This is a genomic window from Kitasatospora sp. NPDC047058, from assembly GCF_040643935.1.
Classification (GTDB): Bacteria; Actinomycetota; Actinomycetes; order Streptomycetales; family Streptomycetaceae; genus Kitasatospora.
This window is the reverse complement of sequence record NZ_JBEYVJ010000182.1, coordinates 1-14,016: the sequence shown is the minus strand read 5'-3', so window position 1 is coordinate 14,016 and position 14,016 is coordinate 1. Positions and strand designations below refer to the sequence as shown.

Annotated in this window: 10 protein-coding genes and 1 pseudogene; 2 read left to right on the top strand and 9 right to left on the bottom strand. The window is 75.2% G+C overall.

The annotated features are described in order from the left end of the window. From ABZ885_RS24410 to ABZ885_RS24375, 8 genes and pseudogenes are all read right to left on the bottom strand, one after another. Window positions 1–694 (bottom strand): annotated as a pseudogene (locus ABZ885_RS24410) (hypothetical protein); the annotation flags it as partial. A gap of 140 nt (window positions 695–834) precedes the next feature. Next, window positions 835–1,263, bottom strand: a complete 429-nt coding sequence (locus ABZ885_RS24405) for an ATP-binding protein (RefSeq protein WP_360192360.1) — start codon at window positions 1,261–1,263, stop codon at window positions 835–837. 95 nt (window positions 1,264–1,358) lie between these two features. Further along, on the bottom strand, window positions 1,359–1,865 hold the full coding sequence (locus ABZ885_RS24400) for a hypothetical protein (protein WP_360192357.1): 507 nt from the start codon (window positions 1,863–1,865) through the stop codon (window positions 1,359–1,361). Between the two features lie 109 nt (window positions 1,866–1,974). Further along, window positions 1,975–4,272 carry a SpoIIE family protein phosphatase gene (locus ABZ885_RS24395; RefSeq protein WP_360192354.1) on the bottom strand — a complete coding sequence of 766 codons (2,298 nt, stop codon included), beginning with the start codon at window positions 4,270–4,272 and terminating at the stop codon, window positions 1,975–1,977. Between the two features lie 83 nt (window positions 4,273–4,355). Further along, window positions 4,356–8,519, bottom strand: coding sequence for a HAMP domain-containing protein (locus ABZ885_RS24390; RefSeq protein WP_360192365.1), 4,164 nt, complete (start codon window positions 8,517–8,519; stop codon window positions 4,356–4,358). Window positions 8,520–8,744: 225 nt separating this feature from the next. Continuing rightward, window positions 8,745–9,113 (bottom strand): STAS domain-containing protein, encoded by a 369-nt coding sequence (locus tag ABZ885_RS24385; protein WP_360192351.1) that lies wholly within the window; start codon window positions 9,111–9,113, stop codon window positions 8,745–8,747. Between the two features lie 625 nt (window positions 9,114–9,738). Beyond that, on the bottom strand, window positions 9,739–10,146 hold the full coding sequence (locus ABZ885_RS24380; protein ID WP_360192349.1) for an ATP-binding protein: 408 nt from the start codon (window positions 10,144–10,146) through the stop codon (window positions 9,739–9,741). 101 nt (window positions 10,147–10,247) lie between these two features. Further along, window positions 10,248–10,697, bottom strand: a complete 450-nt coding sequence (locus ABZ885_RS24375; RefSeq protein ID WP_360192346.1) for an STAS domain-containing protein — start codon at window positions 10,695–10,697, stop codon at window positions 10,248–10,250. A gap of 300 nt (window positions 10,698–10,997) precedes the next feature. On the opposite strand from ABZ885_RS24375, the gene ABZ885_RS24370 reads away from it, so the two are divergent. After that, a complete protein-coding gene (locus ABZ885_RS24370) occupies window positions 10,998–11,516 on the top strand; it encodes a DUF6328 family protein (RefSeq protein WP_360192363.1) in 519 nt (172 codons plus the stop codon). 9 nt (window positions 11,517–11,525) lie between these two features. Here the strand turns inward: ABZ885_RS24370 and ABZ885_RS24365 are convergent, their stop codons facing one another. Further along, the gene (locus tag ABZ885_RS24365; RefSeq protein ID WP_360192343.1) at window positions 11,526–11,891 is read right to left on the bottom strand and encodes a hypothetical protein; all 366 of its coding nucleotides are present in this window, start codon (window positions 11,889–11,891) and stop codon (window positions 11,526–11,528) included. A 373-nt stretch (window positions 11,892–12,264) separates the two neighbouring features. On the opposite strand from ABZ885_RS24365, the gene ABZ885_RS24360 reads away from it, so the two are divergent. After that, window positions 12,265–13,917: a ubiquinol-cytochrome c reductase cytochrome b subunit gene (locus tag ABZ885_RS24360; protein ID WP_360192340.1), complete on the top strand. Its 1,653-nt coding sequence runs from the start codon at window positions 12,265–12,267 to the stop codon at window positions 13,915–13,917. Window positions 13,918–14,016: the final 99 nt, after the last annotated feature.

The following is a 14,016-nucleotide window of genomic DNA, read 5'->3' as shown; positions in this document are numbered from 1 at the left end:
GGCCGCCGCCGTCCACCTCGACCGCCTCCGCGCGCAGCTGGTGCGGCAGCCGGTCGTGGACGGCGCGGCGCTCGCGGGCGTCGCCGGTGAGGACGAGCAGCCGGGCGCCGCTCTCCGGCCAGCGGCGGGCGAGCTCGTCGGCGATCACCCCGGCCGTCCGTTCCCAGCCGTCCTCGCGACGGTGCCGGTAGTGCCAGTCGGACCGGTCGCCGGGCGGCGCACGGTGTGGGCCGCGCCCCTGCCACTGCGGGCCGGCGACGGAGCCGAGCCGGTCGGCGCGGCCGGGCTCGCGGACCTCCAGGTCGGCGCCGGTGCGGTCGATGAAGGCGACCAGGCAGGCGGCGGCGTGGTCGTCGAGCAGGCCCAGCAGGCGCGAGGTGTGCGGCAGTGCCGACCAGGACGCCTCCACGTCGGGCGGCGGGCCGCTCAGCGGCACGTCCAGCACCACCTCGCCGTCGGTCGCGAACAGGGCCCTCCCGGGCGGGGCTCCGGAGGCGGGCTCGGCGGCGAGGTGGTCCCGCACGGCCGCGCAGGTCGGTTCGTCAGCGCCCAGCGCGGCGAGCCGGCGCACGGCGGTCCGGTCCAGCAGGTCCTGGCGCCGGGCGGCGTCCTCGGTGGTGTGCGCGGTGTCGAGGACGACGGACGCCCAGGGGCCGGGCCGGTCGAGGAGCGGGGCGAGAAAGGCGAGTTGCATGACGGCCTCCGCGGGAGTCGGTGGATCCGCCGCACCCGTCGGTCCGCGGGACCCGGCGGATCCGCCGGGCGCCTACCCGGTCGCGCCCGCCCGACACGGGCGGGCGCCACATCGACGAGCGCCGGAGCCAGGCGGGCGCGCTACATCGGCAGCTCGAACCAGACCACCTTGCCCGGCCCCTGCCGCCGCCATCCCCAGCGCCGGGCGAGCCGGCCGACCAGGTGGAGGCCCAGGCCGCCGGGCCGGTCGGGGTGCGGCCGGTGCGGACTCGGCGGCAGCGGGCTGCTGTCGCTGACCTCGACCCGCAGCACGCCGGGGCCGCGGACCAGGAGCAGGGCGCCCGCCTCCGCCGAGTAGCGGCAGGCGTTGGTGACCAGCTCCGAGACCAGCAGGACGGCGTCGTCCACGGCTCCGCCGGGCGCCTCGTCGGCGAGCACGGCCCGGGTGAACGCGCGGCACTCGGCGACGACCCCGGGCCGGGCCGAGAGCGAGAGCCGGCACGCCCGTGATGCGGCCACGGGCCCGTGGCCGCGCCCGGTGCGCAGCGGTGGCCTCCGGCCGCCCGTCATGCCGCGCCTCCTTTCGCGTTCCGGCGTCCTCGGGTCGTGCCGTCCGTCCGGTCCCGCCCGCACCGCGGAAGGGCGGACGGCGGGCGCGGAGACGGTCAGTGGTCGAAGAGCCGCCGGATCCGGCTGCCGGAGCCTTCCGGGGGCGGGGCCGGGTCCTCCTCCCCCTCCCTTCCGACGGCGGCCCGCTCCTCGGTGCGCTCCTCGGTGCCCGCCCGGGCGGAGGGTGCCGGCCCGGCGGGCTGGGACGGCCCGGCGCGCTCGTAAGGCTCAGGACGCTCGGACGGCTCGGCACGCCCGTAGGGCTCGGCCCGGCCTTCCCGCGGCTCGGGCCGCTGGTGCCGTGCCCGGCGGGCGGGCAGGTCGCCGGGCACGGCACGCACCGGGCGGCGGGTCCGCCGGCCGACGCCGGCCAGCACCAGGCCGAGGCAGAAGAGCAGGCCGAGGGCGAGGCCGGAGAGGAAGACCGCGAGGCTGTTCAGCGTCACGAGGTCGTGGCCGAGGACGGTCGCCTGGTACTCCGGCCCGCCTGAGAGGTTGTCCGCGATCAGCAGGCCGGCGAAGGCCCCGCTCGCGGCCATCAGCAGTAGTCCGAGGAGCAGCATGGTGAGCGTCCTTTCAGGCTTCGTCCACCCCCCGGTCACGCAACCGCGTCTACCCGGCCCCGCCCCGGCCTAACGCGGACGGGGCCGAGGATCCGCGCCGCCCGGCGGCCTACGGGGCCCGGACGGCGATCAGGCAGGTGTCGTCCTCGGTGTCGGACGGGCTGCACTCCAGCAGCCGGTCGAGGTACTGCTCCAGATCGGCGCCCGGGGCGCCGGCGACCTCGATCAGCTGGTCCACGGACTCCTCGACCGGGCGGTCCCGCCGCTCCACCAGGCCGTCCGTGTAGAGCAGCAGCACGTCACCGGGTTCCAGCCGGGTGGTGTGCTCCTCGTACTGCGCGTCGTCCAGGGCGCCGAGCAGGACGCCGTGCGGCAGCGGCAGCACCTGGGCACCGCCCGCGCCGAGCCGGATCGGGGGCAGGTGGCCGGCCCGGGCCCAGAGGATCTCGTCGGCGGCCGGGTCGAAGAGCACGCAGACGACGGTGGCGGTGACCTGGTCCGGCTCGCGCAGCGCGATGGTGTTGGCCCACTCCAGCAGCCGGCCGGGCCCCGCGCCGGTCACCGCGAGGCCGCGCAGTGCGTGCCGGAGCGCGACCATGCCGGTCGCCGCGCCGACGCCGTGCCCGGCCACGTCGCCGACGGCCAGCAGCACCCGCTTGTCGGGCAGCGCCAGGACGTCGTACCAGTCGCCGCCGACCCGGTCGCGCTTGGCCGCCGGGCGGTAGCGGACGGCGGCGTGCAGGCCGGTTTCGCCGAACGGGGGCGGCTCGGGCGGCAGGATCGCCTGCTGGAGCCGGAGGGCCAGCTGTTCCCGTTCGGCCGCCTCCTGCTCGCTGTCGGCCAGCCGTTCCCGGGTGGCTCCGAGCGCGACCTCGGTCCAGTGCTGCGAGGAGACGTCGTAGTACGCGCCGCGCACGCCGGTGAGCCGGCCGTCCTCGTCCAGCAGGGGTTCGGCGACGATCCGGGTGTAGCGCTGCGTGCTGTCCGGGCGGACCAGCCGGAAGACCGCGGAGGAGGTCCGGTGCCGCCGCTGGACGCTGTCGAGCAGCCGCCGGATGACGGGCTCGTCGTCGGGGTGGGCGTGGCGGGCGAGCCGGGCGAGCGGGACGGGGGCGGCGCCGGAGGGCAGCCCGTACAGCTCGGCCAGGCCCTCGTTCCAGAGGATCCGTCCGCCGGCCGCCCATTCCTCGAAGCCGCAGACCCGGGCGAGCCGCTGGGCCTGGCGGAGCAGGGCGGCCTGGTCGCCCTCGCCGGAGCGCTCGGTCTCCAGCTGCCAGCTGACCAGCAGGCGCCGGCCGAGCGGAGCGACGGCGAGGCGGACGGTGGCGGGCAGCGGGGTGTCGCCGCTCTGGAAGACCAGGTGCAGGCGCTCGGCGGGCCGGGGTTCGCCGCTGCGGTGGGCGTGGAGCAGCCGCCCGAACAGGCCGGTGGCGCAGGCGGTCGGGTAGGTCTCCAGGATCGAGGCGCCCTCGACGGCGGAGCGGGGCCGGTCGAGCGGGTCGCGGAAGGAGTCGTTGACCCGGACGATCCGGAAGTCGGCGACCTCCTCGTCGTGGAGCACCGGTTCGAGCAGCAGGCCCGGGGTGAGCAGGCCGTCCAGCACCGGCCCGTCCTGGTCCGCCCCGTCCTGGTCCGGCCCGTCCCGGTCCGGCGGGCCGGCCCGGTGCGGCGCGTCGAGGAGGCCGGCGCAGAGGTCGGCGAGCGCGTGGAGCTGGCGGCGCAGCGCCCGGGTGAGCGGGGGTGCCGGTCCGGGCCAGCGCAGTTCGAGGGCCCCGCGGCAGCGGCCGCCTTCGGCCATCGGGAGGACGGCCCGGCCGGCCTCGTCGGGGGCCGGCCCCGCCGCGGTCCACAGCTGCGGGTCGTCCGGCCAGAGTTCGTGGCCGGTGCGGACGGCCAGGTCGGCCGGGGTGCCGACGCCGGGTGGCACCCGGTCCCAGGCCCGGGCCTCGGCGGCGGAGAGCCCGGCGTGGGCGGCCAGCGCGAGGGCTCCGCCGGGCAGCCGCTGCCAGACGGCGACGGCGTGGACGCCGAGCGGCCCGGCGGTCTGGTCGAGTACCGCCGCGGCGGCGTGCACGAGGTCGGGGGTGGCGGCCAGGGCCGGCCCGGGCGGCGCGGGTGCCGGCCGGCCGTCGGCCGTGGACGTGGGCCCGGCGGCGGGCTGGTCGTCCGTGAACCCGGGGAGCCCGGCGATGTCGGCGGCGAGCACCGCGGCCGGCTGCCCGGCGTCGCGGGCGAGCCGGGCGAGGTGGACGGCGGCCTCGGCGGGTGTGCAGCGCAGCCGCTCGGCGAGGATGCCGGTGGCGACGTCCACGGCGGCCCGGTCGCGCTCCTCGGAGCGGAGCCGGTCGAGGCCGCGTTGCAGCCGGCGGACGGTGCCGGCCAGGGCCAGGGCGGCGGGCTCCTCCACGGGCCCGGGCCCGCCGCTTCCGGGCCCGCCGTTTCCGGGCCCGCCGTTTCCGGGCCGGGCGACGCCCTGGCCGCCGTCCCCGGTCACGCCGCCCCCAGCAGCTGCCGCATCCGGTCGAGCAGCGCGGGCGTGTCGACCGGCTTGGTGACGTGGTCGTCGGCTCCGGCGGCCAGGCTCTTCGCCCGGTCACCGGGCATCGCCTTCGCGGTGACGGTGATCACCGGGATGCGGGCCAGCCGCGCGTCGGCGCGGATCGCGCCGATCGCCGCATAGCCGTCGAGGCCGGGCATCATCACGTCCATCAGCACCAGCGCCGTCTCGCGGTGAGCCCGCAGCAGGTCGAGCCCGGCCCGGCCGTCGGCGGCGTGCAGGACGGTCAGGCCGCGTTCCTCCAGGGCCGAGGTGAGGGCGAAGACGTTGCGCACGTCGTCGTCCACGATCAGCACGGTCCGGCCGGCCAGCGGTTCGTCGGGGTGCCGGCCGGCGCCGGCGGGCGCGGGGGGCGCGGCCGCCCTGGGCCGGTGACCGCCCAGGCAGCGGATCAGCCGCTCGCGCAACTCGTCCAGGCCGGTGACGAGTTCGATGCCACCGGGGCCGGGGCCGGCCGGTACGGGCTGGCCGCCGGCGGGGCCTCCGTCACCGCGGTAGCCGAGGACGAGGGTCTCCTCCCCGCGTTCGTCGAGGCCCGCGAGCACCGCGGGGGCGAGGTCGGCGGAGCGGCCGAGGTCGAGCACCACGCAGCGGTAGCGGCCCTCCGCGAGGGCGGCGCGCAGTTCGGTCCGGTCGCCGGCCGTGCGGATCCGGGGCGGGGTCCGGGCGGGCGGGCCGGCCTGGGCCCCGTCGGCGAGCGCTTCGGCGGCGCCGGCGGCGAGCAGGGTGAGCAGCCCCGGCGGATCGGCCTCGACCACCAGCACCCGGGGCCCGTCGGGCTCCTCGGCGGGCCTGGCGGGGTGTTCGTCACCCGCCGCGGGGTCGGTCCGGAGCTCGCCGAGGGGCAGGTAGAAGCTGAAGCAGCTGCCCTCGCCGACCCGGGAGCGGATGGTGATGGTGCCGCCGAGCAGCCGGGCGAGCTCGCGGCTGATCGACAGGCCGAGTCCGGTGCCCCCGTACCGGCGGCTGGTGGTGCCGTCGGCCTGCTGGAAGGCGCCGAAGACGCTGTCCAGGTGCGCGGGGTCGATGCCGATGCCGCTGTCCTCGACCCGGAACACCACGGCCGCGCCGGCCTGGCCGAGTTCGGCGGGGAGGTCGTCGCGGCCGGCGCGTTCGATCCGCAGCTCGACCTGCCCGGTGTCGGTGAACTTGATCGCGTTGGACAGCAGGTTGCGCAGCACCTGGCGCAACCTCGCCTGGTCGGTGAGGAGTTCTGCGGGGACGGCCTGGTCGACCGTGACCGTGAAGGCGAGGTCCTTCTGGTCGGCGAGCGGCCGGAAGGCGGCGTCGACGTACTCCAGCAGCTCGCGGACGGCGAAGGGCTCGGGGCTGAACTCCATCTTCCCCGCCTCGACCTTGGAGAGGTCCAGGATGTCGTTGATCAGCTGGAGCAGGTCGGAGCCGGCCGAGTGGATCACACCCGCGTACTCGACCTGTTTGGGCGTCAGGTTGCCGGCCGGGTTCTGGGCGAGCAGCTGGGCGAGGATGAGCAGGCTGTTGAGCGGGGTGCGCAGCTCGTGGCTCATGTTGGCCAGGAACTCGGACTTGTACATCGAGGTGAGGGAGAGCTGCCGGGCGCGCTCCTCCAGCTCCTGGCGGGCCTGTTCGATCTCCAGGTTCTTGGCCTCGATGTCGCGGTTGCGCTCGGCCAGCAGCGCGGCCTTCTCCTCCAACTCCGCGTTGGAGCGCCGCAGCTCCTCCTGGCCTTCCTGCAACTCCTCCGAACGGGCCTGGAGTTCGGCGGTGAGCCGCTGGGACTCGCCGAGCAGTTCGTCGGTGCGGGCGTTGGCCAGCAGGGTGCCGATGTTGACGCCGCAGGCCTCGGCGAACTGCGCCAGGAAGTCCCGGTGGACCTGGCTGAACGACTGGACGGAGGCGAACTCCATGACGCCGATCAGCCATTCCTCCAGGGCGATCGGCAGCACCACGAGGGCGCGGGCGTCGGCGGCGCCGGTGCCGGAGGCGATGGTGGCGTAGCCGGGCGGCAGGGCGTCGACGGTGATGGTCCGGCGGCTGCGGGCGGCCTGCCCGACCAGGGACTCGCCGGGCCGCAGCCGCTGCTGCTCGGCGTCGAGCGGGCGGCCGTAGCGACTGATCAGGACGAGTTCGGTACCGGCCCCGGTCTCCTCGGCGAGGTAGAACGCACCGAACTGCGCGCCGACCAGCGGCGTCAGCTCGTCGGTGATCATCTCGGCGACGGCCCGGATGTCGCGGCGGCCCTGGATGGCGCCGGAGAACCGGGCGAGGTTGGTCTTCAGCCAGTCCTGATCCTGGTTGGTGCGGGTGGTCTCGCGCAGCGAGCCGACCATCGCGTTGATGTTGTCCTTGAGGTCGGCGACCTCGCCGGAGGCGTCGACGGTGATCGAGCGGGTGAGGTCCCCGGCGGCGACGGCGCTGGTCACCTCGGCAATCGCGCGGACCTGCCGGGTGAGGTTGCCGGCGAGGCCGTTGACGTTCTCGGTGAGCCGCTTCCAGGTGCCGGAGACGCCCTCGACCTCGGCCTGCCCGCCGAGCCGGCCCTCGCTGCCGACCTCCCGCGCCACCCGGGTCACCTCGGCGGCGAACGCGGACAGCGTGTCGACCATGGTGTTGATGGTGGTCTTGAGCGCCAGGATCTCGCCCCGGGCGTCCACGTCGATCTTGCGGGTGAGGTCCCCGTTGGCGACGGCGGTGGTGACCTGGGCGATGTTGCGGACCTGGTTGGTGAGGTTGGTCGCCATCGAGTTGACGTTCTCGGTGAGGTCCTTCCACGTCCCGGCGACGTTCGGCACCCGGGCCTGGCCGCCGAGGATGCCCTCGGTGCCGACCTCGCGGGCCACCCGGGTCACCTCGTCCGCGAACACCGAGAGCGTGTCCACCATGGTGTTGATCGCGTCGGCGAGCGCGGCCACCTCGCCCTGGGACTCGACGGTGATCTTCCGCGAGAGGTCGCCGCGGGCGACCGCGGTGGCCACCTCGGACATCGAGCGGACCTGCCCGGTCAGGTTGGAGGCCATCACGTTGACGTTGTCGGTGAGGTCCTTCCAGGTGCCGGAGACGCCCCGGACGGTGGCCTGGCCGCCGAGGTTGCCGGCCGTGCCGACCTCGCGGGCCACCCGGGTCACCTCGTCCGCGAAGGCGGAGAGCTGGCCGACCATCGTGTTGATGGTCTCCTTGAGCTCCAGGATCTCCCCGCGCGCGTCGACCCGGATCTTCTGGGTGAGGTCGCCGTCGGCCACGGCGGTGGTCACCTCGGCGATCGCCCGCACCTGGGCGGTGAGGTTGTCCGCCATCACGTTGACCGACTCGGTGAGGTCGCGCCAGGTGCCGGAGACGTCCCGGACGTCCGCCTGGCCGCCGAGCCGGCCCTCGGTGCCGACCTCCCGCGCCACCCGGGTCACCTCGTCCGCGAACGAGGACAGCTGGTCGACCATGGTGTTGATGGTGGTCTTGAGCTCCAGGATCTCGCCCCGGGCCGCGACCGAGACCTTCTGGGTGAGGTCGCCCTCGGCGACCGCGGTGGCCACCTCGGCGATCGCGCGCACCTGGGCGGTGAGGTTGCCCGCCATGGAGTTGACCGACTCGGTGAGGTCACGCCACGTCCCGGCCACCCCGGGGACCTGTGCCTGGCCGCCCAGCCGGCCCTCGCTGCCGACCTCCCGCGCCACCCGGGTCACCTCGTCCGCGAACGAGGACAGCTGGTCGACCATGGTGTTGACGGTGTTCTTCAGCTCCAGGATCTCGCCCCGCGCGTCCACCTCGATCTTCTGGGTGAGGTCGCCGCGGGCCACCGCCGTGGTGACCTGGGCGATGTTGCGCACCTGCCAGGTCAGGTTGCCGGCCATGGCGTTGACCGAGTCGGTCAGCTCCAGCCACGTCCCGGAGACCCCCGGGACCTGTGCCTGGCCGCCGAGCCGCCCGTCGGTGCCGACCTCCCGGGCCACCCGGGTCACCTCGGAGGTCACCCGGGACAGCTGGTCGGCCATGCCGTTGAACACCGTGGCGATCTCACCGAGCAGGCCCGGCTGGTCCAGCGCCAGCCGGGTGCCGAAGTCGCCGTCGCGCACCGCCGTGAGCCCCGCCAGCAGCCGTCGCAACCCCTGTTCCGCCAGCTCCACCGACGGGACCGGGGGCGGCTGCGGGGTGGCGGACGGCGGTGTCGCCGGAAGGTCGTCCACTGGTCCCGCCTCCGGTTCGGCCGCACAGCCGGGGACGGCGTCCGGACGGCCCCAGCCGCGGAGGACGGCGACCGCCGTCCCGGCTTCCACTGTGCCACCGGATCGTGCAGGGTGACAGGCGGGACGGCCCGGGGCACCGGGCCGTCGGGGGGCGGGCCGCGGCGGTCAGGCCGGCAGCCCGTCGCGGATCGGGAAGGCGTCCGTGGCCCCGGTCAGTTCGAGCATCCGCAGCACCAGCGGCCGGGGGTGGACGAGTTCGATCCGGCTGCCGCCGCCGTCGGCGACGGCCCGGGCCCGCAGCAGCGCGTTCAGGCCGGTGGAGTCGCAGAACTCCAGGCCGGCGCAGTCGATCACGACGACGGTGCCGGGGGTCCGCAGCACTTCGTCGAGGGCCGTGTGGACGAGCTCGACGGTGTCGAGGTCGAGTTCGCCGCGCAGGGTGAGCACGGAGCCACCGGCCCAGGCGCGGGTGGAGACGGACAGGCCGCCGGGCACGAGGTCCGGTTCGGGCTTCTTCGGCGTGCGGCGGTTCATCGGGATCGTCTCCTTGCGCCCGCGACGGCCGTGCCCTTCCACGATAGGCCGGTCGGGTCCACCCGGCGCCGGTGGGCGGCGGCGTCCCCGCGCGGGCTGCTCGCGCAGGGCCACGCAGTGGCAACGCCCCCGCGGTGCGGCTTTCCACTCCGTGCGGCGGAAAACGTCTCCGCGGCGGGAAGCGTCTCCGCGGCCGGAAACGCCGGCTCCCGGGTGCTCGGCCGGGCGTGCGTGCCGCGCCGATTGGCCCCGCGGCACCCGGGTAGGCGCGCCCACGTGAAACGAGACGAGGAGGCATCATGCCCCGAGCATCGAGCCCCGGACGGGAGCACCGGTACGAGCACCACCGGTCCGCGCGCACCGGGCGGGGCGCACCGGGTCACGGGAGGACGATGACCGTACCGATTCCCCCCGATCCCGACACCGAGCCGTTCCCGCACCCGCACCCGGGACCGCGGCCGGGCGAGGAGCCCGACCCGCTGCCCCCGCCGCGGCCGCCGTTCCCGGCCCCGGACCCGGCGCCCCCGCCGGAGCCCGGACCCGGCCGTGGGCTGGGGTCCGTGCGCTGAGGTGCGCGCGTGAGGGTGCGTGCATTGGGGTGCGTGTGTGCCGGGGCCGCCGCCGCTCAGCCGGCCGGCCGACGGTGGTGGTGGTTCCAGTACAGGCGGCCGGCCAGCGGGGAGGGCACCTCCAGCCAGACCGACTTGCCCTCGCCCTCCGGCAGCGACCCCCAGGCCCGGGCCAGCCGGTCGACCACCCGCAGACCGTGGCCGCCCGGCCGGCCCGGATCCGCGTGCGGACGCAGCCGCGGCTGCACCGGGCTGTCGTCCCGCACCTCCACCCGCAATCGGCGGGCGTCCCAGTCGAGCAGCAGCTCCCGCGGTCCGCCGGGGGCGTGCAGGCAGGCGTTGGTGACCAGTTCGGAGACCATCAGCAGGACGTCCTCGGCGACGGCCTGCTGTTCCGCGTCGAAGGCCGGCAGCCAGTGCCAGTCCAGCAGCGCCCGCCGGCTGAAGTCCCGGCAGCGGAGCACCGCCCCCTCCGTCCCGGAAAGGGCCAGCCGCCGCGTCTCGGCCGGGGCCGCAGCACCACCGGGAAGAGGACGTCCACCGGGCACGCTCATGGCGTCGCCCCTCATTCCCCGCCGTCGCCGGGTCCGGTGTCGCCGGACGCCGGGCCGCCGGACACCGGGCCCCCGGGCGGCGGGCCGGCCACCAGCGCGGCCTCGACGCTCGGGTGGATCCGCAGCACCGTGTCGGCCCCCGTCACGTTGAACAGCCGGGCGACCGCCGAGGTGGGGCCCGCCACTTCCAGGCTCAACCCGGCTTCCTCTGCGTCCAACCGGGCCCGCAGCAGGAGGTTCAGCCCGGTGGAGTCGCAGAACCGCAGCCCGCTCAGGTCCACCACGATCCGGCCGGTCCCGCCGCCGGCCGGCGCGGCCAGCACGGACCGCAGCCCGTCCGCGGTGTCGTGGTCCAGCTCCCCCGCCACCGCGACCACCCGGACGTCCCCGACCCTGCGCGCCGAGAGCAGCAGCCGCGCCTGTCCGTCCTCCCCACCCCTGTCTGTTCCTGCCCGTTCCATTCCAGGCTCCCGGTCCGGTGGCGACGGCGGGGCGCCGTCATCCTCATGATGCCGCGCGCGTGCCCGGACCGCCCGGACGGCCCGTCTCCGCGGCATGCTCCCGGCCGCAGCCGGCCACACCGAGGTGACCTCCGCATCGTCCATGCCCCGGCGTTTGCCCGCGTGGGCTCCGGATACACGCCTGATCCGGGCGGAGCCCCCAGAAGCAGCCTGCCGTTGGAGGCGATCACGTTGACTTGGCCGGAGACCGGCCGCCCGGCCCCGCCGGAGACCGGCCGCCCCGCCGCCGAGGCGCCGCGGGTGGGGCGGCGCGAGTCGCCCGAGGAGCGCGCCGACCGGCGCTGGAGCGAGATGCTCCAGGAGGTCAGGGTCGCCCAGACCGGCTCGCAGATCCTCTTCGGCTTCCTGCTGAGCGTCGTCTTCATGCCGCGCTTCGCCGGGCTCGGCGCCTTCGACCGCGGCCTGTACGTGGTGACCGTGGTGCTCGGCGCGCTGGCCACCGGCGCGCTCACCGCGCCGGTCTCCTACCACCGGGTGCTGGCCGGCCGCCGGCTCAAGCCGCAGCTGGTGGACGGCGCCGCCCGTCTGGTCGGCGCCGGCCTGGTGCTGCTGTCGCTGACCATCGGCTCGGCGCTGCTGCTCCTGCTCCGGGTGGCGACCGGCGGCAGCACGGCGGCCGGGATCACCGCCGGCGTGATGCTCTGGTTCGCCGCCTGCTGGCTGGTCCTGCCCGTGCACCAGCTGCACCTCCACAACGGCCACGACCACGACCGGCACGGCTGTGCCGAGCCGCCCCGCGGGCGGACGCCCGGGGTCTGACGGCCGGTCTCAGCCCCACCACTGCTCGGGGACGGCGGCCGGCTCCGGTCCGGCGCCGCACGCGCCCCCGTCCTCGGCCGGGGGCGGGCCGGCCGTGACCAGCACGCCGTCGGTCCCGGTCTCGGTCACCCGGTAGCCGGACTCCCGGAGCACCAGGGCGACCGCCCCGCTCACCGCCGCCCGGACGCCCTCGGCGGGCGGCGTCCCGGCGTCCTCACCGCCGTCCGGGCCGGCCTGGTCAACCGGCGTCCAGCCGACGACGACCCCTTGCGGCCGATGTCCGATCCGCAGGCCTGACGGCCCCTGCCCGGTGTCGAAGCCCGCACGGGCCAGGGTCGCGGTCACGTCCTCGAAGAGTTCACGGTGATCCACCATTGGCGCAGCGTAGGCCCGGAGGTGCGCCGTTCCCGTGCACGGCACGCGCCGAACCGGTCCGGCGCCCGCGGAACAGCACCCGGGCGCACCACGCCGGCTCCCACCGGCGGCCGAACGGCGCGGACACCCCCGGACGGGCCGACACGAGCGGCCGGACGGGCCGATGGACGTGCACAGGCGGCCCCCTGCCGACAGCATGACAGAGTAAGCGCTCCATCACTTTGAGCAACGGGGTCAGCGGGTCGGCGGATCCGCACGCCGGCGCACCCGGCGGCCCCGTATCGAGAGGTCCCATGATCACATCAATCCGCCGGCCGGCAGCCCCGCAGTCGGGCTCCCCGGCCGGTACGCAGCGGACGCCGGGGAGCCCGTCGTGAGCGCCCCGCAGCAGTCGGGCCCGGGACCGGTCACCAGCACGCGGGCGGCGCCCGCGAACAAGGCCGAGGCCCTCGCCGACTGGACCGACGGCCGGCTCGGCATCTACGCCCTGTCCAAGTCCAACCTCCGCAAGATCTTCCCGGACCACTGGTCCTTCATGCTGGGCGAGATCTGCCTGTACACCTTCATCATCATCATCATCACCGGCGTCTGGCTGACCCTCTTCTTCAAGCCCTCCATGGGCGAGGTCATCTACGAGGGCAGGTACCTCCCGCTCCGGGGCGTCCCGATGTCCGAGGCCTACGCCTCGACGCTCGACATCAGCTTCGACAGACGCGGCGGCCTGCTGATCCGGCAGATCCACCACTGGGCGGCGATCGTGTTCGTCGCCGCCATGTTCGTGCACATGATGCGGGTGTTCTTCACCGGGGCGTTCCGCAAGCCGCGCGAGATCAACTGGCTGTTCGGCGCGGGCCTGCTCATCCTCGGCATGTTCGACGGATTCATGGGCTACTCGCTGCCCGACGACCTGCTCTCCGGCACGGGCATCCGGTTCATGGAGGGTGCGATCCTCTCCGTGCCGATCGTCGGCACGTACCTGATGTTCTTCCTCTTCGGCAGCCAGTTCCCCGGCATCGACATCGTGCCCCGGCTGTTCACCGTGCACATCCTGCTGATCCCGGGGATCATGATGGGCCTGCTGGTGGCCCACCTGATCCTGGTCTTCTACCACAAGCACACCCAGTTCGCGGGGCCCGGCCGGACCGAGGAGAACGTGGTCGGCATGCCGCTGATGCCGGTCTACATGGCGAAGGCGGGCGGCTTCTTCTTCCTGGTGTTCGGCATCATCGCGGCGATGTCGGCGGTCGCCACGGTCAACCCGATCTGGGCGTACGGCCCGTACCGTCCCGACCAGGTGTCCACGGACGCCCAGCCCGACTGGTACATGGGGTACTCCGAGGGCCTGATCCGCATCATGCCGGGCTGGGAGATCGGCCTCTGGGGCCACACCCTGAACCTGGGCGTCTTCGTCCCGCTGATGATCTTCCCGTTGGTGCTGGCGGCGATCTGGGGCTACCCGTTCCTGGAGGCCTGGGTCACCGGTGACAAGCGCGAGCACCACATGGCCGACCGGCCGCGCAACGCCCCGGTCCGGACGGCCTTCGGCGCGGCCTGGATCGGCCTCTACCTGGTCCTGCTCGCCGGCGGCGGCAACGACCTGCTCGCCACCCACTTCCACCTGTCGATCAACACGATCACCAACGCGGCCCGGATCGGCTTCTTCGTGGTGCCGGTGGTGGTCTTCGTGATCACCAAGCGGTGGTGCATGGGCCTCCAGCGGCGCGACAAGGAGAAGGTGCTGCACGGCCGCGAGACCGGCGTCATCAACCGCCTGCAGCACGGGGAGTACATCGAGGTGCACGCCCCGCTGCCGCAGGGCCGCCTCTACACGCTCACCGCGCACGACCAGCCGCAGCCGCACGTGCTGCCGGCCGAGGTGGACGAGAACGGGGTGGCCCGCAAGGCCGGCCTGCTCGCGCGCGCCCGGGCCAAGTTCTCCCGCGGCTTCTACGGCGAGGGCAGCCAGATCGCCAAGCCCACCGTCGAGGAGCACCAGGAGATCGCCAGCGGACACGGCCACCACTGATCCGCAGGCCCGCCCGCACGGCCGGGGCCCCCCCCCCCAACCCGGGGCGGCGGGGCCCCTAGCCCGCCCCCCCGGCCCCGGTGGCGCGCGGCCGCCCAA

Coding starts and splice junctions, on each gene's coding strand:
- ABZ885_RS24405 (WP_360192360.1), bottom strand. CDS start 1,263: ATGACGGGCGGCCGGAGGCCACCGCTGCGCACCGGGCGCGGCCACGGG.
- ABZ885_RS24400 (WP_360192357.1), bottom strand. CDS start 1,865: ATGCTGCTCCTCGGACTACTGCTGATGGCCGCGAGCGGGGCCTTCGCC.
- ABZ885_RS24385 (WP_360192351.1), bottom strand. CDS start 9,113: ATGAACCGCCGCACGCCGAAGAAGCCCGAACCGGACCTCGTGCCCGGC.
- ABZ885_RS24375 (WP_360192346.1), bottom strand. CDS start 10,697: ATGGAACGGGCAGGAACAGACAGGGGTGGGGAGGACGGACAGGCGCGG.
- ABZ885_RS24365 (WP_360192343.1), bottom strand. CDS start 11,891: ATGGTGGATCACCGTGAACTCTTCGAGGACGTGACCGCGACCCTGGCC.